This is a genomic window from Pseudoalteromonas sp. MTN2-4, from assembly GCF_042848605.1.
In the GTDB taxonomy this organism is placed as follows: domain Bacteria; phylum Pseudomonadota; class Gammaproteobacteria; order Enterobacterales; family Alteromonadaceae; genus Pseudoalteromonas.
In genome coordinates this window covers 26,532-46,684 of the sequence record NZ_BTGK01000002.1, presented here as the reverse complement: position 1 = coordinate 46,684, position 20,153 = coordinate 26,532, and the positions used below count along the sequence as shown (strand labels likewise).

Genomic DNA, 20,153 nt, shown 5'->3' with positions numbered 1-20,153 from the left:
ACCTATGTTAATAATTTGTGATTATAAGTTATGTTGTTGCAATAAATGAAACTTGATTGGGTTATATCGAAAAGTAATAAATAAGAGGGGGAAAGCAGTGCCGGTTAGCACTGCAATTAAACTAGGAACTACGTTCGATTAGCTCAACAGGGACTTGAGTCAATCCTTCTTGCGTGTCGTTTTTCAATATATGACACACGGCTTTAGCGATATCGTTGGCATCAATTTTTACTGTGCTCAGAGGTACACTCATTAATTTTGAGTCGTCCAAATCATCGAATCCGATCACGCCGATATCAGCACCTGGCTTTAAGTTTTGCTCGGCTAAATATTCAATCACGCCATAAGCCACAATGTCGTTAAAGCAGACCACAGATTCAACTTGCGGCACTTGCGCCAAGCATTCTGACATTGCAAGTCGACCACCGTGACGGTTTGTGGTGCTATTAAACACCCAAGTTTGTATGTCATTTTGCTCTTTGGCGGCTTTGTTGAAACCAGCTAAACGTTGATGGTAATCCGATATTGCTGCATCACCACCAATAAATGCAATGCTCTTATGACCGCGTGCTATTAATGCTTTCGTCGCGTTATAAGCACCCATTTCGTTGTTTGGTAATACACAAGGCACTTGGCTGCCATCTACTTGACGCATGATGCTGACCACTTGCGTATGCGGCCTTTGTAGTTGATTAAGCCAGCTTGCTTGGGTGTTTGGCGTTGGACAGATAATAAAAGCTTTCACACGGTATTCTTGTAGTTTGGCCACAATTTGCGTTTGTGTTAGGGCATTTTCGCTGGTGTTGACGAGCGTTGCCATTAGGCCCAATTCACGAATGTGTTTTTCAAGCGCAACCGCTAAATTTGCAGAATAAGGGTTGGTTAAGTCGTTGATCACAATAGCGACTAAATCTGAAGACTTACTGCGCATCGCCGCGGCTTCACGATTATAAACGTATCCTGTTTCTTCGATGGCTTTGAGTACTTTTTCTTTTGCGCGGTCGCTGGCTTTATCGCTGCCGCGTAAAACGAGTGACACCGTAGACTTTGAAACACCCGCTACACGGGCTACGTCATGTACAGTGACAGACTGCTTGTTAGTATTATTTGTTTTCAAATTTTGGCTATCTATAAAATGTGGTTGTCTCGATAACAGCGCCAACCAGTGGTTATACCAATGCTCAATAATACGTAATCCTTTTGAAGGAATAAAGCTGCCGCTAACTGCGTTAAAAATTTCTCATTTAGAACAACTAAATAGCAAAATTTTCGCCTTGTTATCGAAAGCTTTATTTGCCTAAAAATTGAACATCTAATTAAGAGTATTGATATTAATTTTGTCGCAATGGGTTGTATTCTAGCAAATCGATCAGTATATTCAAATTGTTCTTGGAACGTTCCATTTTACCTTTAATAGGAAAGTAAAGGATAATCGGTACATTCCAATATATTTTTAGGTTATTTGGCAAAGAGGCAAACAATGAAAACGATAAGCCACGGGTGGCAAAGTGCTAAACGCATGACTTATTCACTCGTCACAGGCGGTGTGATGATGCTAGGTGCGACACAAGTTGTAGCAAACACGCAATATGTAGACCCATTTATTGGTACTGGCGGTGACGGCCATACTTTTCCTGGTGCAGTTGTACCTTTTGGTATGGTGCAGTTGAGCCCAGATACCGATTCAGTATTTAGAGGCATAGACCCACAGCCTGAAATTTACAAGCGTTGTGCGGGCTATCATTATGACGACACCACCATTGTTGGTTTCTCGCATACGCACTTTAGCGGCACGGGTCACTCAGATCTTGGCGATTTACTAATGATGCCAATCACGGGCGAAGTGAAGTTAGAGCCGGGTAAAGCTAACAACCCAGATGCGGGTTATCGTTCTCGCTTTAGTCATGACAATGAAACGGCAAAGCCGGGTTATTACCAAGTTTGGTTACAAGACTATAAGGTGAATGCCGAACTCACTGCGACTACCCGTGTGGGCATGCACAAATATACTTTTAAAGAGCATGATAAAGGCAGCGTGTTAATGGATTTAACGCACAGCATTTATAACTTCAAGAACAAAGTAATTTGGAGTGATGTGCGTGTCATCGACGACCGTACTATTTTAGCTTATCGTGCGACTAATGGCTGGGCGAATAATCGTCAAATGTACTTTGCCATTGAGTTTTCAAAACCGTTTAGCGATATCGAGCTGATTAACCTAGACAACACACGCTACCGTTGTAATGGCTGCTTAACCGAAGGTAATGGCAAAAAGCCATCGACGATTGTTAACTATAAAATCCCAGAAGCGGCAGGTAAAGCCATTAAAGTAGTGGCTGACTTTGAAGGCCTGAAAGGCGAGCCACTGATGGTGAAAGTAGGTATTTCAGCGGTTAGCAAATCAAATGCACTTGAAAACTTAAAAACAGAAATTCCGCATTGGAACTTCGATAAAGTGGTTAAGCAAGCAGATGAAACATGGCACAAATCACTTGATAAGTTTGAAGTAGAAGGCTCGCTATCTGAAAAGCGTCAGTTCTTCACCTCGGTTTATCATGCACTGCAAGCACCGAGTGTCTATCAAGACGTAAACGGTCAATATCGTGGTGTTGACGGTGAAATTCACCAAGCGAAAGATCACACGCACTACACGCTATTCTCGCTATGGGATACGTATCGTGCACTGCATCCATTATTGACTTACATTGAGCCTGATAAAGTATCAGATATGATTTCTTCAATGCTTGATCATTATCAGCAGAGCCATGACAAAATGTTACCTATCTGGTCGTTCCAAGCCCATGAAACGTGGACGATGATCGGTTATCACGCGGTATCCGTCATTGCTGATGCGTATCTAAAAGGCATTCGTGATTTCGACGTTGAGCTGGCAAAAAAAGCCATGATCGATACTGCAAACCACCCGCATTACGATGCCATTCCTGAATACAAACAATATGGTTATGTACCGTTAGACGTGCTACCTGAGTCAACCTCTATCACTTTAGAATATGCATATGATGACTATACGATTGGTCAATTCTTCACGGCGCTTGGTGATAAGAAAACAGCGGCTGAATACTACGAGCGTGCGACATACTACAAAAACGTGTTCGACCCAGAAGTACGCTTTATGCGTGGTCGCATGAAAGATGGTTCATGGAATCCAGACTTTGATCCGCAAGAAGCAAAATACATGGGTGCATTCACCGAAGGTAACAGCTACCAGTACAGCTTCTATGTACCACAAGATGTGCACGGTTTAATTAAGCTAAAAGGTGGCGACAAGAAGTTTGTTGAGCGACTAGATGAGCTATTCGAAACTGAGCTTTCGTACGAAAAAATCAAAGAGCATGAAGACATTGCAGGTCTAATTGGCCAATACGCTCACGGTAATGAGCCAAGCCATCATATTGCCTACCTTTATAACTATGCGGGCGAGCCTTGGCGTACTCAGGCACGTATTCGTCAAATCATGGATACACTGTCTTCAGATAATCCTGATGGTCTTGCTGGTAACGACGATGTAGGCCAAATGTCGGCGTGGTATATCTTCTCGGCAATGGGCTTCTACCCAGTATCACCGGGTGATTTAACTTATGCACTAGGTGCACCACAATTACCGAAAATTTCTTTAGCATTGGCAAACAATAAGCGATTCACTGTGGTTGCAAAAGGTCTTTCTAAGAAGAATAAATTTGTAAAAGAAGTACGCTTAAACGGCAAAAAACTTGAGCGCAGCTATATCACTCATGATGACATCATGGGCGGTGGCAAGCTTGAATTCACTATGTCGGCTAAGCCTAACAAGTCATTTGGTCAATCACTGTCGGCACGTCCGCCGTCGATGAGTAACCCAGTGAACAACAACTTCTTAAAATAAGAGACAGAAGCATGAAAAAGACATTTTCTCGTTCATTGCTTCTTGTTACGCCTGCGGTTTCACTGAGCCTTGCGCTCAGCGGCTGCGGCGATAACCGCAATGAAGATGCACAAGCAAAGCCTGCTGAGCAAGCAAACAGCAAAACCGTTGCATATGTGCAAGATCCAGCCAGTTTTGTAAATCCATTTATTGGTACCAAAGGGCCATTTAACCATCGTCAAGCGGCTAACGTTGTGCCAGGTGCGGTCCAGCCATTTGGTATGTTCAACTTTGGTCCTGAGCATGCTTACACCGAAGCATTAATGAAAGAAAGTGAAGGGATCAGCAAGCGCATTAATGAAGACAATGTGCGTATTCCAGTCTCACCGGGCGGCTACAACTGGCAAGCGACACGTTTAAAGGGCTTTTCTTTTACCCGTTTGTCAGGCACTGGGTGTTTAGGTGCGTCAGGCGATGTGCCAGTTTTACCATTTAACCAAGCCATTAAACATTCTCCTGCGACCGATAAAATTAACGCCTATTATGGCGCGAACTTTAGCCACGATGATGAGACTGCCATTCCTGGTTATTACCAAGTTGGTCTAGATTCTGGCATTGATGTACGTTTATCAGCAACCGATCGTACTGGTATTGCCGAATTTACCTTTGACTCGCCAGAGCAAGCCAAGCTGATTTTTAGAACGGCTTATTCTCAGCTGGGCAGTGGTGATGCGTTTACCCAAGTGGATTTAGAAAAAGGTGAGGTGAGCGGTTATGTCACCAGCGGTAACTTTTGCGGTTACTTAGGTGAATATAACCGTCGCGATTATTACACGCTACACTTTGTGGCGAAAATTGATGCGCCGATCACAGGCAGCGGTGCGTATGTTGATAACAAGGTAGCAGCCAATGCGACTTCTAGCCAAGGCGGTATGGGCTATGGTGAAACCGGTGTGCCAGAGTGGGGTAAAGGCTCAGGTTTATGGGTTGATTTAGACGTGAAAGCAAAACAACCTGTCACAATGCGTGTGGGTATTTCTTACGTAAGCCTAGACAATGCCCGTGAGAACCTTGCCAAAGAACAAGCTAAGCAAAGCTTTGCGCAAATAAAAGACAAAGCCTATGCGGGTTGGAATGATGCGCTAAGTCGCGTGAAAGTGAAGTCTGACGATAAAGACTTACTGACGACTTTCTATACGGCCTTATTCCACAGTCAATTCCATCCAAATATTTTCAGTGATGTGAACGGCGAGTACCGAGGATTTGATCAACAAGTTCAGACGATCACTGACAAGCAAACGGCGCAGTATGCGAACTTCTCAGGCTGGGATGTGTATCGTTCACAACTGCAGTTAGTGAGCTTAACGCACCCGCAAGTTGCCAGTGATATCGCTCAGTCGCTATTCAATCAAGCCAATCAATTTAATGGTATTTGGGATAGGTGGACGCACAACAATGGCCCAACAGGGGTAATGAGTGGCGACCCATCTGCGATTGCCATTGCTAACTTTGTGGCATTTGGCGCGGATAAGTTTGATATCGAAGGCGCGTACGAGTCTTTATACAAAGCCTCAACAGTGCCAACAGAGTACGATTTATCAGACGTAGGCTGTCCGGTGTTCTGTCGTGGCCAAAAACCGTCTTTAGATGAGTGGCTAACGCTGAATTACTTATCTGATCAATCTAATTCGTGGGAAGGGGCGAGCGAAACTTTAGAGCAGGTCTCTGCCGATTTTGCCATGTCACAATTTGCAGCGCGCTTAGGTAAAGACGCGCACAGCACTGAAATGCTCAAGCGTTCAGGTTATTGGAAAAACCTTTATAACCCTAAAGCGACCGCAGAGCTTGGCTATATTCAGGGCCGTAATAAAGATGGTAGCTGGAAAGAAGAGTTTGACCCATTCAGTGGTCACTTATTTGTCGAAGGTAGCCCAGGGCAGTATTTATGGATGTTACCGTTTGATGGCCAAGGGCTAAGCCAGCTTCTTGGTGGTGATGAGGTGATGTCTGATCGTTTAGATTCACATTTACGCAAACCTGATGGTACTTGGGTGTTATACCGTGACTCAGCACAATATGCAGACGTATCAAATCAGCCGTCAATTGCCACGCCTTGGATGTATTTATACACAGGCGATGCGTATAAAACACAGCAAACGGTGCGTGAGACAATGAAGCAACTATGGCATAACTCAGTGTCTGGTATTCCAGGCCAAGACGATTTAGGCCAGATGTCATCTTGGTATGTGTTCTCGGCATTAGGCATGTATCCGTTCTACCCTGGTCGTGCAGACATGGTGTTATCAAGCCCGGCATTTGAACAGGCACAAATTGGTAATTTAACCATTCAAGCACCTGCTGCAAGCGCCGAACACATTTACATTAAAGGCTTAAAAATCAATGGTAAAAATACGCTGAATAGCTGGATTGACGAATCATACATTCGTACCCCGCAGCGTCTAGAATTTACCTTAGATACTAAGCCAAACCCTGCGTTCGGTGGTGCACTTGAGCATCGTCCACCATCTTATTCAGTCGCAGCTCCTCTAGTTGCAACTTCTGAGGCGAAGTAATCATGGCGAAGCAAATTAATCAAAAAATGGCGTTTTATGCCATGACCAGCTTGTTCTTTATTTGGGGTTTTATTACCGCGTTAAACGACATTCTGATCCCATTCTTGAAAGCAGAATTTTCACTGAGCTATACTCAAGCTATGTTGGTGCAGTTCTGTTTCTTTGGCGCTTATTTTCTAGTGTCGCCATTGGCCGGTCGTGTGGTAGCTAAATTTGGTTATCGCAATGGTGTGTTTATTGGCTTATCGACATTAGCTTTGGGCTGCTTGCTTTTTATACCTGCAGCAAGCGTGAAAGAGTACGCGTTATTTTTAGGTGCACTATTTGTACTTGCAGGCGGTATCACCGTGCTGCAAGTCTCTGCAAACCCTTATGTTAATTGCTTAGGCGAGCCACAGCATGCAGCCAGTCGCTTGAATTTGGCACAGGCGATTAACTCATTAGGTCATACCGCAGGGCCACTGTTTGGTACCTTCTTTATTCTTTCGGCAACCAGCAGCAGTGCCGGTGCAGAGCAAGTGCAACTGCCTTACTTATTAATTGCACTGGCAGCCATTACGGTGGCTTGCTCGTTCAAGTTTATCGAACTGCCTAAGCTGGATTTTGAACAGCAAAAAGACGTTGAAGTGAACGGCTCAATTTGGCAGCAAAAGCACCTTGTCATGGGCGCACTGGGTATCTTCTTATACGTGGGTGCTGAAGTGTCTATCGGTGGCTTCTTAGTGAACTACTTCGAGCGTCCAGAAATTGGTGGTCTGACTGCAAAACAAGCGGGCAACATGGTGGCTTACTATTGGGGCGGCGCGATGATAGGTCGTTTTATCGGTTCAATCTTAATGCGTAAATATGCGCCTAGCTTGGTATTGGCATTGAATGCAGTGATGGCGGTGGTGCTATTGATGGTCACTGTGTTTAGTACCGGTAAGATCGCAATGTGGAGCGTATTAGCGGTTGGTTTCTTTAACTCAATCATGTTCCCAACGATTTTCAGTTTAGCGATTCGTGGTCTAGGTCAACTAACAGCAAAGGGCTCGGGCTTATTATGCCAAGCCATCGTTGGCGGTGCGGTTTTCCCACTGCTTCAAGCGGTTGTCGCTGATAAGTTCTCTGTACAAGTGAGCTTTTTAGTGCCGGTGTTCGCTTATGTCTACATCCTATTTTTTGCTATGAGCCAATATAAGGGTCGAGCGCAAGAGGTAAGTGCAGCATGAGTGGGGTGTTATGTTATGGAGAAGCGCTGATCGATTTTTTGCAGTTTCAAAGTCAAGAACAAGATGGCTTAACCATTAATGATTATCGACAATTTCCCGGTGGTGCGCCTGCCAATGCTGCGGTGGCCCTGGCCAAACTAGGTGGGCGGGCGCAATTTGCCGGGCAAGTGGGGAGCGATCAGTTTGGTGAGTTTTTAATTCACAGCCTTGCGCATTACGGTGTTGATACTCAGTTTACATTAAAGCATGAGACTGCCCCCACACCTCTGGCCTTTGTACATTTAGATGCAAGTGGTGACAGAAGCTTTACTTTTATGCGAAAAGACAGCGCTGACCTTTTGCTCACACCTGAGCAAGTAAACGAGGCATGGTTTGCAAACAACAGCCTTGTGCATTTTTGCAGTAATACGCTGACTGAATCTGGCGCTGCTAAAACCACGAAAACTGTGCTTGAACAAGCAAAAGCGTTGAACTTACAGGTATGTTTTGATGTGAATTTACGCGCCAACCTTTGGAAAGATCAACACATCGATATTTCGTTGGTGAACCAAGTGGTGAAACAAGCCGATATCGTCAAGTTTGCCAAAGAAGAGTTTGAGCTGTTATCTCAAGGTAACCCTGAGCAGTATTTATCTGATTGTTTAGCAGCAAATTGTCAGCTTATTTTGATCACTAATGGCGGTGATGAGATTGAGTATGTGAGCAAACAATTCCGTGGTCACGTGAGCCCAGCGAAAACGCAGGTGGTTGATACCACTGCAGGTGGCGATGGCTTTATTGGCGCGATTCTATACTTGCTTAGCGAAACCATCCAACTTGAAATCTTATTACATAGCGAAACACACATTCAAAGTGCTGTGGCTTTTGCTAGTTGCGCAGGCGCCATTGCTGTGTCAACACAAGGCGCTTTCCCTGCATTGCCAAGCTTCACACAAGTCAGCGACTTATTTAACGAACAATTTAGTGGCACATACGATGCTGCCTTTTTAGAGTAAAACACACGTGAATTTTTATAACTCAGAATTTTTAACAACACACAGTCAATCGATCGTCGACTTTTATAAAGACCGTTGTGTCGACAACGACCTTGGTGGCTATTTCCAAAACTACTTAGACGATGGTACAACATTTAATAATGGCTTTCGCCAGCTTGTCAGTAGCACACGTATGGTTGTGAACTTTTGTCGTGCGGCAAAGCTGTTAAACAACGACGATTACTTAGCCATTGCAAAGCATGGTTTGGACTATGTGGAGCAACAACATTGGCGTGAAGCGTCAAAAGCTTATGCGTGGACTTTGCAAGACAACCAACCGCAAGACATGACACAACAAGCCTACGGCTATGCGTTTGTATTGCTGTGTTACGCCCACTGTTATAAAGCCGGTGTGATTGACTCCGATGCCAAAATAAGTGAAACATTCGAGTTACTCGAATCGCGCTTTTGGCAAGCTGAAGAGGGGATTTACGCCGATACCATTTATGATGATGGCAGATTGTGTGACTACCGTGGTCAAAACGCAAATATGCATATTTGCGAAGCGCTAATCGCAGCATATGGCGCGACTCAATCACCTGTATACCTTGAAAAAGCCCTGAATTTAGCCAATCGTTTTTGTTTTGAGCTATCTGCGCAAAGCTTAGGTTTAGTCTACGAGCACTTTACGCCAGAGTTATTGCCAGATCTTGAATACAACAAAGGCGACCCGAAAAACCTTTATCGTCCTTGGGGTTTCCAGCCTGGTCACCAAACGGAGTGGGCTAAGTTACTGATGCAACTTAATGCCTTTGAAGCGCGCCCTGAGTTTGTTGAAAAAGCACAGTACCTATTTGATGTGGCCTATAGCAAGGCATGGGATAAGTTTCATGGTGGTTTGGTATATGGCTTTGATACTGAATATCAAACTTGTGACAGCGACAAATACTTTTGGGTACAAGCCGAAAGCTTTGCAGCTGCGGCTATGTTGTTTGATGAGACTAAACAACCACAGTATCTAGAGCAGTACACCGAGCTTTGGGACTATTGTTGGCAGCACTTTGTAGATCATGAGTTCGGTGCTTGGTTTAGAGTACTGACTGGTGCAAATCAAAAATATAGCAACCAGAAGAGTGAAGCGGGTGCTAAATGTGATTACCACACGCTGGGTGCTTGTTTTGATGTGCTGGAGTTTTCTTTTATACCAATCCGCTTAAGTAAGTGATCTATTTTGAGGCAAGAAAACCTCGTTGATAGCACCGCTCACGCGTCCTGCTATCGCTGAGGTACCTACATCCGTGTAGTCAAGGCAAATATTTCGTTATTTAGTTTTTCTAAATGACAAATCTTTAACGCCGCTATCATCAGGTTTAATCCCTCAAAATGATTAAGTGTTATTGCCGATTGGTATTAATTAATAAAGTAAAACTTTTTATCTAAATTCTCCTTGAAATAGAGTTTTGTGCTTTTTTACTATGTTTTACATTCGTGACTTGCACACTAAAACACCATCAGATAACGTGTATATAAAAGTAAGCGGGGGAACTATTTTGAAATTTTCAGAATTAAGAGTGTCAGATAAAGCACTTATGGGGATAGTACTCAGTTTGACAGGCTTACTCTTGATAGGACATTTTAGTATCGAAGAGCCCGTGTTGCCCGATTATCTCGTGCTTTGTATGGCGATTTTGCTCGCAGGTCAATGTTATCGTTTTCATCCTAAGTATAAACAAGATAACGCCTTAACCAATCAGATCCGTCGTGACGGCGATGTGCTTAAAATAAAGAATAAATCGTTACACACAGTTATTGGCACTCAAAAAAGCCAATGTATCGAGATTGAACGCATTTCAAAAGTCACCGTAATTGATGAAGGGCTTTCCATTATTATTAATGGCAATGGGGCAGGCTTTGATTTTTTCTTGAATGACAATGCCAAAAACATTGATGAGCATCTTAAAACCTTGCTATCGCCACAAGAGCAAGAGAAGATCGAGTTTGAAGTGATTAGTTAAGATTCTCGAGAAACGAAGCTTCAATGTAGGCGAGGGTTTACCCCTCGCTTTGTTCTTGCTATAAGGTTAAGAATGGCTTAAAGACTAGAGCCCTTTAATTTGTCCAAAGCTAAATCGAATCTTTTATCTTTATCGTCAATTGCTTGTTCTAATTCGGGCAGTGACTTTTCACCTTTTTGATAGGTAATTTCTAGACGTAGTGTCTCAATCGTATACGTTAATAACACAAGGTAAATTTGCGGTTGATTGCCATTGCTGGTTTTCTGTAAATTAAACTTATACTCGTTTAAATCTATCAAGGTTTCTTCTGAAAGTGTTCTGTTTACCAGGCTTTGCCTCATAAAGGTGTTGAGATAATCAGGAAATGGTAAAGGGTTTTTATCAAAAAAGTGTGCTCGTGTTTCATCTTCCATTGGCAGATCTAAGTAAAACTCATACAGATCTTCAGAGTAATCATGAGAACTCTCAATGGCGGCGATGGTTGCTTGCATGAGCTTAATGACGTGCTCTTTTTCTTTTTGCTGCTCTTCTATGTTGGCAAATGCCATAGCTAATAAAACACCAAATAAGGTGGCAATTAAGGTAAGGAAAAAATTAATACCTGTAGAAAATCGGTTTATGGCATCTTGGTACTTAGGCACAAAAGTGAGCATACCCAGTACAATCAGTAGAATGGTCAAAAGTGTATATAAAATCATATCCCTGAGCTCGATTTTTATTATGAGCCTGCATCATAGCATGGTAAAAAAAAGGGGGCTAATGCCCCCCAAAATCACTATGAAGCTTAGGGAGTTATGCAAAGTGATATTCGTTAACTCGCTGCTTATTTTTATCTAATAATGCAACGGTGCTTGTTGTTTGTTGAAAAATAGGAGTCGAGCTGTCAAAGGAGTAACAACCTGGCTCATTATGGTTAGCGTAAATTTTTAACTCAGAACAAGGCTCCATTTTTGCCATTAGATCAAAAGTAAACTCTGGCCCATCCTTGATACATATCATCCAGCCAGATAAATCTACCCAAGAAGTACTTAAGTTGATTAACTCAATGTGATCTTTGTCTTTATTGCGGTTTGTGTTTGTATCATGACTGATGTGCGAAATAATGATTGACTCATGCGCCTTGCGGCCATTAATCCAAGCACTAACCACACTGCCTTCAGCATCTAATAATCTAATATGGCAACCACATTGTTTGAACACAGGGCTTAGTTTGTTAAACATAAAAGTGCTTTGCTGCTGTTCAACTTTAAGGATTTGGTTTGGTTTAATATAGCTGTTACGTGGGAAGGTGAACAAAGTCTCGCCTGTTTCTGCAAGCTCCAAGCGCCAGCTCTCAAGGTCAATAATAGCTGGGCCAGTATTTTTTAATTCAACACTTTCATTTGAGCTAGTAGAGTTCACGTACTCAATTTGAACTTGAAGTGGCGCCATCAGCTTAAAACAACTGTGCCAATATGATTGGATCGCACCATGCGCATGTCGCTGGTTCTGAATATTAGGCAGAGAATTTAATGTATTGTTTTTAATTTGTTGATGCACTTTGTCGAGCGCCGAGCGAGCATCTATTTGCCAAATTTCATTGGCCATATTTTGTCTGGTTTCAAAATTCACAGTTAGCTCCTTTAAACACTTATGAATATATTCATAAGTCGTAATACATTAAAACTTAAGCACTACACTTATCCGGCGGTAGTTTTGCTTTGGTTCTGGTTGCTTCCTTTTCGATAATTAATACGTGAAGTTTGTTAATTTTTCAGAACAATTTAGTTACTGCTTTGGCTTTCTTCAAACGCATTATGGGGTCTAATTTATCCTAGATTGAAACAGATTTATACTACTTAATGCGATTTTTATGCTTAATTTTATTACATCACATTACAAATTTGCAGAAATAGCTTTATGAATATATTCATATTTTGATGTTTATCAATGAGTTATGAGTTTTTTAATATTTTATTTTTAAAATCTTAATGGAATGTCAAATTCCACCATAACACCACCATTTGTACGATTTTTAATCTTTAATTGACCTTGATGCGCGTTTATCACTTCTGAACAAATACTCAAGCCAAGTCCACTACCGCCTTGTTTTGTTGAAAAAAACGGCAAGGTTACTTGGCTGATTTTGCCTTGAGAGATCCCTTGACCTCTATCGACAACAGCAAAGCGAACCCGGTCATAATCTTTAACGACTTTAATGCCAATATCGGACACATTTGAACCAGATTCATGGGCATTTTTAAGGAGGTTTATTAAAACTTGCTCTAGCTGTAAAACATCGAAGTAGGCATGTTCGCATGGTAAGTCTGCTAATAGTTCAAAGGTATAGAGTTTTTGCACATTCTGCAGTGTTGAAGCGAGGTTTTGTTTGCTGATATTTGGTTTTGGCAAACGGGCAAACTCGGCATACTTTGCGATAAAAGCGTTCAAATTAGAGGCTCTTTGGTTAATGGTTTGCAAAATGTCAGGGAGTAAATCAAGGTGCGAGTTTTTTTCTAAAATGGCTTCTGCAGACGATGTGAGCGAAGAAATTGGGGCCAATGAGTTATTGAGTTCATGGCTGATTAAACGAATGGCGTTTTTCCAAAGTTGTAGCTCTTCTTTACCAATTTCTAAAGATAGGTCTTTGCATAAAACCAGCTGGTGGGGTTGGTGGTTATAAGTGACGGTTTGGTTGGCAATATAATAACTATGTTTTAAGTCATTGTGTTCAAAGCTGACAATGCCAGAGCCTTGCTCAAGCAAAAAGGAGCGAATTGGTGCACTAACGTTATCAAGTAAGCCATATAGCTCTTTGCCTTTTAGCGAGCCTGCAACTTGTAATAGCTCGTTCGCTTGCTGATTGTGATAGACCACCTGCTTAAAGGGGTTAAAAAGCACAATTGCCATTGGTGAGGCTTGCACAATGCTATCTAGCAAGTGCTCTTTTTGGCTCAAAGTCTGTCTTTGCTCAGTAAGGTTGCGAGCAAGGTCGTTATATAAGTCTAGTATGGGTGCTAGGTGTTTATCGCCATCTGGGTGAATGCGAATAGAAAAGTCGCCATCTTTGAAGCTTTTAATGCCATCATGTAAAGCATCAAGCTGCTTTTGTTGGAAGCTGACAAAATAAAAGAGAAAAGTTGATAAGCATACAAATGATAAAGTAAATGCTAAACCAGTTAGCCAAATGCCTTGATATCCAAACTGTTCACCCGCAGCATAAATAAACCAAAACAGTACAAAAAAAGCTAATAAAGCATAGCCTGTTTTGTGCAATAAACTTATCTCATTGTGCTGCATTATTTTAATCCGAACTTTTCCATACGACGATAAAATGCCTGACGGCTCAATCCTAAACTACGGGCTGCTTTAGCAACAATACCTTGATGTTTATCGAGTGCACTTTGGATGTCTTGCAAACTGTATTCGACTTTCTCTTCAACCGGTACTTTTGACAATGTAATGCCTAAGTCTTTACTTTCAATGGTGTTGTTTTGGCAAAGTAGTGCGGCTCTACCAAGCACATTTTGTAATTCTCGCACGTTGCCCGGCCATGAGTGTGCTATTAATGTGTGTTCTGCATTGGCACTCAGCGTTTTATCTGAGTCAAGAAATGATTGTACTAACAAGGGAATATCGTCTTTTCGTTGGGAAAGAGGCGGGAGTTTTAACTCAATCATATTGAGCCGATAGTATAAGTCCTCTCTAAACTCACCGTTGGTGATGGCTTGAGGTAAATTGGTATTGGTTGCACTGACAATTCTTACAGAGACTTTACGAGTTTTGGTACTGCCTACGCGTTCAAATTCGCCACTTTGTAATACTCTAAGTAATTTTTGCTGTCCAGATAATGGCAAGTTGCCTATTTCGTCTAAAAATAAAGTCCCACCATTTGCTGCTTCAAAACGACCTTCTCTGGCTTTGGTTGCCCCAGTATATGCGCCAGCTTCTGCACCAAATAATTCTGCTTCGATTAAATCAGCAGGTAATGCGCCCGCGTTTACTTTTATGAATGGAGCGTCTTTGTATTGGCTGTTGGCAACGATAAGTTCAGCGACCTTTTCTTTACCTGCGCCATTTGGTCCGGTAATTAAAATGGGTGCATTTGAATGGGCGACTTGAGTGGCCATTTCAACGAGGTTAATCATACTGTTGTCGGCGAATACCATACCTGCCAGATCGAAGTTATCACTAAGGTTTTGCAACCGTGATCTTTGCTTGACGTGATTGCTCAGTTGCTGTTGTTGTAGCTGATAGCTTTCTCGTAAATTTTGCACTGTTGTGAGGAGCTTTTGATCTTCCCAAGGTTTGGCAATGTAATCGGCAGCACCGTCCTTTATAAGTGCCACAGCCATTTCAAGGTTAGTCCATGCAGTGAGTAGAATGATAGGGAGGTCGGGATCAAAATGTCGAATTCGGTGGTAGAGTGCTTCACCTTCTTCGCCCGAGGTCGTGTCTTTCGTGAAATTCATGTCTTGAATGACGAGATCAAAACCACCTTGTTGCAGTTTCGTGATACCTTCTTCTGGGCAAGTTGCGCCATCGCACTCAATGTCATTAATTAAAAATAAAACCCTGAGTGCTTTTACTATGTCAGGGTTGTCGTCGATGATCAGAACTTTACTTTGCTGCATATTGTTTTTCTTTTTTGTGCTAGAGAGATTTTATTTCTCTCTAGCTTAGTTTTATTATTTATAGGTTTAACTGGCTTTAGTCACTTGCGCAGGCGCAATTAACGTTGCTTTTCTGGCGGGCAAATAAGCCGCAAAGCAAGTTAATAACCAGACAAACAGGGTAACAGCTATACCCACCATTACGTTAGGTGTCCCTTGTACCCCAAGTGTTTGTAATAGTGCCATATTGAGCCACAAAGATAAAAAGAAGCCTATTACTAAGCCAACCAGTGCTAGTAGCGAATTTTCGATGATTAGGCTTTTTAACACCATGCTTTTACTCGCGCCCAGTGCTCTTAAAATACCTAAGTTTTTATTACGCATTTTGACCGAGAAAGTAACGAGCGCAATAACACCTAATGAGGTGATAAGTAAGGCGACCGCACTGATAGCAAACATTACAAAAGCGAAGCTACTTCTACCATCCCACAAACGCTTTTTAGCTCGCGCTGAGAACTCGACACGCGAAACAATGCGTCCCGGCTCTTGATAAAGTAATGTCTCAATTGTTTCTAAGACTTTCTCCGAGGTATTAGGCGCAACACGAATAATGTAGTTTATTTCGTTGTTGCGGCCATAAATAGCTTCTGGAATAACCATACCGTGATACCAAACTTGCTCGTAAGTCGCGCTTTCTCCAAGCATTTTATCTTCGAAAGTCCCCACTACTTGATAAGGTGTTTTTGAACCATTTAAATAGACGGTTTGACCTAAAGGCGAAGCCTCTTCGAATAACGTGTTTGCTAAATCATCGCTGATAAGCGCAACGCTTGCTGGCATGGTTGCGGCATCACCTGTGACAAACTCATTTGCGTAGAAATCACGACCACTGCTGATATTGAGCATTAGAGAACTCACGCCCTGTTGGTCGACACCAAACAGTGCAATGGAGTGTTCTTTGGCATTCTCATCAAGGTTATCGCCATACACAACATTGCTCGAGCGACGCGTATCAATAACGTTTTCCTCACCGCTATATGTTGCTGATACAACTTCAGACAGGGCTCGAATTGCTGTTAAGTCGCGCTCAATTAATTGCCCTTTATCGATTTGGTCATCATAAACGTTGGTGACCACATTTAAGATTTGTTTTTCTTCAAGTTTTGATGGAATTAACCAGTTTTGCAGTGTTGCATAACTAATGTAAGCGCTATTGCTGACGATCATTAGGGTAATGGCAACTTGGAAAACAATCAGTATCGAGATGCTTTTCTGTTTCAGAATTAATTTTAGAATATGTTTTAAAGACATGACTACCCCCTAAGCTGCGATGCTGGTGAAATACCGCTGATACGGTAAACCGGATATAAACCTGCAATTAAAATAGCGGCATAAATGAACGCACCAGACGTCAATGCAAAGCTGTAATCCATACTGAATAAATGTTTTACCAAACTTGGATCTGCCGAATAGTCCATTTGGTACATGTTGACTTGAAACATCAGTTCGAGGCCTAAATGAGCAAATAGTACACCTGCAATAATGGCTGCAAAGGCGATCAGGCTTATTTCAATAAGGTGTATTTTCACGATATACCAGCGACTCGCACCAAGCGCACGATAGAGCGAAACCAGTTTGTTTTTAGATTGGTATTTCGCAAGCAAAATGCCCACAGTATTCACTAGGCAAATTGCAAATAGCAGATAAGAAAACTGAAGATAAACTTTCTCCCAACGCATGAATTGCGTAAATTCATTCAGTAGTAGCTGTAAATCGTTCAACTTGTACTTCTCTTCGTGAGGAAAACGACCTAGGCTTGCTTGCTGTTGCGTATAATTCCGTGCCCACAAAGTTGCAGCAGCGAGTTGTTTCTGGTGGTTTTGCTTCTCGAACTCAATCCAAGTGTGAATGTAACCGCACTCGGCTGATTTAAGTGCTGACATATTATGTTGGCGATATTCACTGCGTTGGTTTTCTTCTTTTGTTTGACAAGGCATATAACCAGCACGAGGCAGGTTCATTCTCTCAGCTGTTGCTATAGGCACTATCGCTAAATCGTTATAACGGTTGCTAAAGCGCATATTTGAAATGCGACGATTGTGCTGAGATAAGTCCATCACACCGACAATCTTTAAAGGTTGTTTATCGATTTTGATAAAGCGACCTACCGAATTTTCTCCTGAGAAAAAGTGGTCGTTGACTTTTTTATCGATCACGATGACGTCACTGTCTGATTGCGCTTCTAACCAAGGTGCACCGTAAATAAAAGGCACATTAAACACATTAAAATAATCGATATCAGAGGCTGATGCTGTGGCTATCATAGGTCGAGCGCTATCGAGTTGCTCTGACTCTAAAATAAAGCGTGTATCATAGTTAAATGACAGATGCTTGTAGTCTAACTCGGCAATTTTGAGTGCCTGAGCATCTTGAAACGTCAATGGCGGGTAGCGAAATTGGTTGCGTATCTCAAAGTCGTTATCCATATAGTTGAGGCTAAAGTGATGCATTTGCGGCGCTTTGTTGGTTAGCACACTGTTGCCGCTTAACTTCACTGTGGTACTCATGGTGAGAAGTAATGTAATACCGATCACCAAATTAACTATCATTAAAATAGTGAGCTTGCCTTTTTGTTTAACGCCTTGCAGGGCGAGTTGAAATAAGTCTTTCATGTCGCACCTATGTTCTAAACAGCTAAATCAGTGAGTTGGCTTTTGTTGATATCGGTTAACTGACCATCGAGAATTTGAATGTTGCGATGTGCACGTTGAGCCAGTTCATTATCGTGCGTTACCATCAGTAAGGTTGTACCTTGCTGGTTAATCTCTTGCAGTAAGTCCATCACTTGGCGCGCCATATGGGTATCAAGGTTACCTGTTGGCTCATCGGCTAGTAAGAATCTCGGTTGTCCTGCAAGTGCACGCGCTATCGCAACACGCTGTTGCTGACCACCACTTAATTGTGCAGGAAAGTGTTTACCTCGACTAGCAAGGCCGACCATTTCAAGGGCATTTTCGATGCGTTGCTTACGCTCATGGCTTGGTAGCCCTCTAAAAATTAAAGGCACTTCAATGTTGTCGTAAAGGTTTAATTCGCTGATCAGGTTAAAACCTTGGAAGATAAAGCCAATTTTTTCGTTTCTGATTTTAGAAAGTTGGCTGTCGTTTAATTTACTAACATCCTGACCGTCTAAAAAGTATTGGCCTTTATCAAAAGGTTCGAGCAAACCAGTTAAGTTTAAGAAAGTTGTTTTACCTGAACCTGAAGGGCCTGTGACAGCGATGAAGTCCCCTTCATTTACCTCAAAGTTGACATCAACCAAGGCGTGGGTTTCGATAAGCTCGGTACGATAAATTTTGCTGATGTTCTGCATTGATAACATGATATTTTCCTTTTTATTAATTAACCTGAGCATTGGTTAAGAGATTTACTAAAGTATTGATATTCATATGATAAGTGCTTTTTCAAGTCTGCAGCCGGAGACTTTTAGCGATAACAAGGCGAATTTACGCGTCAATAGCTGGCCTATTGCAAGTAAATTCAACGCAGTTAACGTTGAAAGTAGCCGCTGGAGATAGATTTATTATCCAGAGTTCAGGTTAATTACTAAGCATGACGTTTTGTTGATTTTGAAACGCAGCAAGACTTGAGATGATGAGCTTATCTCCGGCTTTCACGCCCGATGTTAACTCAACTTCATGAATACTTTTAGCGCCAATGCTGATTGATTGACGTTGTGCTTGTCCTTCGTTTACTAAGTAGGCAACTTTGCCAGCGCCAGTTTCGACAAAAGCGCCGCGCTTGATCTTTAGGACATCTTTTTTTTGCGACAAAATAAGTTGCGCACTGACACGTTGATTTTGTCTAAGTTTCTCTGGTTGTTGGTCAAAGCGAATGCGACCTGCTACACGGCCCTGTTCAACTTCGGGAGAAATTGCCACTAGAGTTGCAGGGTAAGTTTGTTGGTTGATTTGAATATTTGCGGCTAAGCCAATCGCCAGTTCATCGGCTAAGTTCTCAGGAATAAAGGCTTCGACTTCAAGCTCTGATAAATCAACCAGTGACATCAACTCGGTATCTCGTTGCACATGCTGTTTTTGTTGCACGTTCACAGTGCCCACTATGCCACTTAGCGGTGATTGAATGGTTAAAGCCGCCACTTGGCGCTCTAGCTCTTGCGTTAAGTGCTGCTGACGGGTTAACGCTAGTTCGGCAATTTTAAGCTCAAAGTTAAGGCTTTTTTGCTCTAAATCTAGCGCTTCAATCGCGTGTTTTTTATTAAGCTCTGCACGTTTTAGCGCAACGATTTTCTCTTCGAGCTCCAATTTTGAAATGATTTGTTTTTTAATACTGGCATTAGCACGCTCCATGGCACTCGATGCAGCTTCTAGGTCAACACGTGCTAGTTCAGCACGCTGCTGGGTATCGAGTAAGCGTTGCTCTGTGGTGATTTTCTGACGATTAAATTCAGTCTCTAAGCGAGCTAAAGTTGCTTGTTCCTGAAGTAATTGATTTCTTAATTCAGGGCTGTTAATACTCAACAAGTCTTGCCCTTGAGTAATGTTATCGCCCGCTTTCACATGTAAAGTGACCGTACCCGCTGCAATGGCATACACTGCAGGGTTAATTGCTGCCAGTGTTTTACCTTCTACTCGAATGTCTTCGAGCATATCGCCACGTTCAACAACGGCAGTTTGGATCACTGATTGTGAAACCACCAAATCAGTACTTAAAAGCTGACTAAATTTGGGCACTGAATAAGCCGTTAATGCTGTTGTAGCTAGTAAGCCTGATGCAAACAATAACCACTTTTTGCTATTTCGACGTGGTGTTACTTGCTTGTCTTGTCCTTGGGTGTCTCTGATCACAGCTGTCCGCCTTAAAAATAATACCTGAATGATAGTTAGGTATTACAAACAGTGTGCC

15 protein-coding genes are annotated in these 20,153 nt (G+C 42.3%); 6 read left to right on the top strand and 9 right to left on the bottom strand.

Features of this window, described 5'->3' with window-relative positions; all coding sequences use genetic code 11:
- Nucleotides 1-121: 121 nt before the first annotated feature.
- Nucleotides 122-1,117: a LacI family DNA-binding transcriptional regulator gene (locus ACGHEH_RS05235; protein WP_390442497.1), complete on the bottom strand. Its 996-nt coding sequence runs from the start codon at nt 1,115-1,117 to the stop codon at nt 122-124.
- Between the two features lie 402 nt (nt 1,118-1,519).
- On the opposite strand from ACGHEH_RS05235, the gene ACGHEH_RS05230 reads away from it, so the two are divergent.
- The 6 genes from ACGHEH_RS05230 to ACGHEH_RS05205 all read left to right on the top strand — a co-directional run bounded on the left by ACGHEH_RS05230 (nt 1,520) and on the right by ACGHEH_RS05205 (nt 10,635).
- Complete coding sequence (locus ACGHEH_RS05230; protein WP_390444138.1) at nt 1,520-3,883, top strand: GH92 family glycosyl hydrolase; 2,364 nt, start codon at nt 1,520-1,522, stop codon at nt 3,881-3,883.
- An 11-nt stretch (nt 3,884-3,894) separates the two neighbouring features.
- Nucleotides 3,895-6,435: a GH92 family glycosyl hydrolase gene (locus ACGHEH_RS05225; protein WP_390442494.1), complete on the top strand. Its 2,541-nt coding sequence runs from the start codon at nt 3,895-3,897 to the stop codon at nt 6,433-6,435.
- A gap of 2 nt (nt 6,436-6,437) precedes the next feature.
- The gene (locus tag ACGHEH_RS05220) at nt 6,438-7,646 is read left to right on the top strand and encodes a sugar MFS transporter (protein WP_390442492.1); all 1,209 of its coding nucleotides are present in this window, start codon (nt 6,438-6,440) and stop codon (nt 7,644-7,646) included.
- Entirely contained in the window at nt 7,643-8,641 is a 999-nt protein-coding gene (locus ACGHEH_RS05215; RefSeq protein ID WP_390442489.1) for a carbohydrate kinase, read from the top strand. The genes ACGHEH_RS05220 and ACGHEH_RS05215 overlap by 4 nt, the downstream gene beginning before the upstream one ends.
- A gap of 7 nt (nt 8,642-8,648) precedes the next feature.
- Nucleotides 8,649-9,845 carry an AGE family epimerase/isomerase gene (locus ACGHEH_RS05210; protein ID WP_390442487.1) on the top strand — a complete coding sequence of 399 codons (1,197 nt, stop codon included), beginning with the start codon at nt 8,649-8,651 and terminating at the stop codon, nt 9,843-9,845.
- 325 nt (nt 9,846-10,170) lie between these two features.
- Nucleotides 10,171-10,635 (top strand): hypothetical protein, encoded by a 465-nt coding sequence (locus tag ACGHEH_RS05205; protein WP_390442485.1) that lies wholly within the window; start codon nt 10,171-10,173, stop codon nt 10,633-10,635.
- 77 nt (nt 10,636-10,712) lie between these two features.
- On the opposite strand, the gene ACGHEH_RS05200 is transcribed toward ACGHEH_RS05205, so the two are convergent.
- From ACGHEH_RS05200 to ACGHEH_RS05165, 8 genes are all read right to left on the bottom strand, one after another.
- A complete protein-coding gene (locus tag ACGHEH_RS05200) occupies nt 10,713-11,333 on the bottom strand; it encodes a hypothetical protein (protein ID WP_390442483.1) in 621 nt (206 codons plus the stop codon).
- A gap of 94 nt (nt 11,334-11,427) precedes the next feature.
- Nucleotides 11,428-12,246, bottom strand: coding sequence for a lamin tail domain-containing protein (locus ACGHEH_RS05195; protein ID WP_390442479.1), 819 nt, complete (start codon nt 12,244-12,246; stop codon nt 11,428-11,430).
- A gap of 348 nt (nt 12,247-12,594) precedes the next feature.
- Nucleotides 12,595-13,914 carry a sensor histidine kinase gene (locus tag ACGHEH_RS05190; RefSeq protein WP_390442476.1) on the bottom strand — a complete coding sequence of 440 codons (1,320 nt, stop codon included), beginning with the start codon at nt 13,912-13,914 and terminating at the stop codon, nt 12,595-12,597.
- Nucleotides 13,914-15,248: a sigma-54-dependent transcriptional regulator gene (locus tag ACGHEH_RS05185; protein WP_390442474.1), complete on the bottom strand. Its 1,335-nt coding sequence runs from the start codon at nt 15,246-15,248 to the stop codon at nt 13,914-13,916. Before ACGHEH_RS05185 ends, ACGHEH_RS05190 begins: the two co-directional genes overlap by 1 nt.
- A 66-nt stretch (nt 15,249-15,314) precedes the next feature.
- A complete protein-coding gene (locus tag ACGHEH_RS05180) occupies nt 15,315-16,538 on the bottom strand; it encodes an ABC transporter permease (RefSeq protein WP_390442471.1) in 1,224 nt (407 codons plus the stop codon).
- Nucleotides 16,539-16,540: 2 nt separating this feature from the next.
- Entirely contained in the window at nt 16,541-17,899 is a 1,359-nt protein-coding gene (locus tag ACGHEH_RS05175) for an ABC transporter permease (protein WP_390442469.1), read from the bottom strand.
- 14 nt (nt 17,900-17,913) lie between these two features.
- Nucleotides 17,914-18,609, bottom strand: a complete 696-nt coding sequence (locus tag ACGHEH_RS05170; RefSeq protein WP_130254242.1) for an ABC transporter ATP-binding protein — start codon at nt 18,607-18,609, stop codon at nt 17,914-17,916.
- A 217-nt stretch (nt 18,610-18,826) separates the two neighbouring features.
- Nucleotides 18,827-20,095 carry an efflux RND transporter periplasmic adaptor subunit gene (locus ACGHEH_RS05165; RefSeq protein ID WP_390442467.1) on the bottom strand — a complete coding sequence of 423 codons (1,269 nt, stop codon included), beginning with the start codon at nt 20,093-20,095 and terminating at the stop codon, nt 18,827-18,829.
- Between the last annotated feature and the right edge of the window lie 58 nt (nt 20,096-20,153).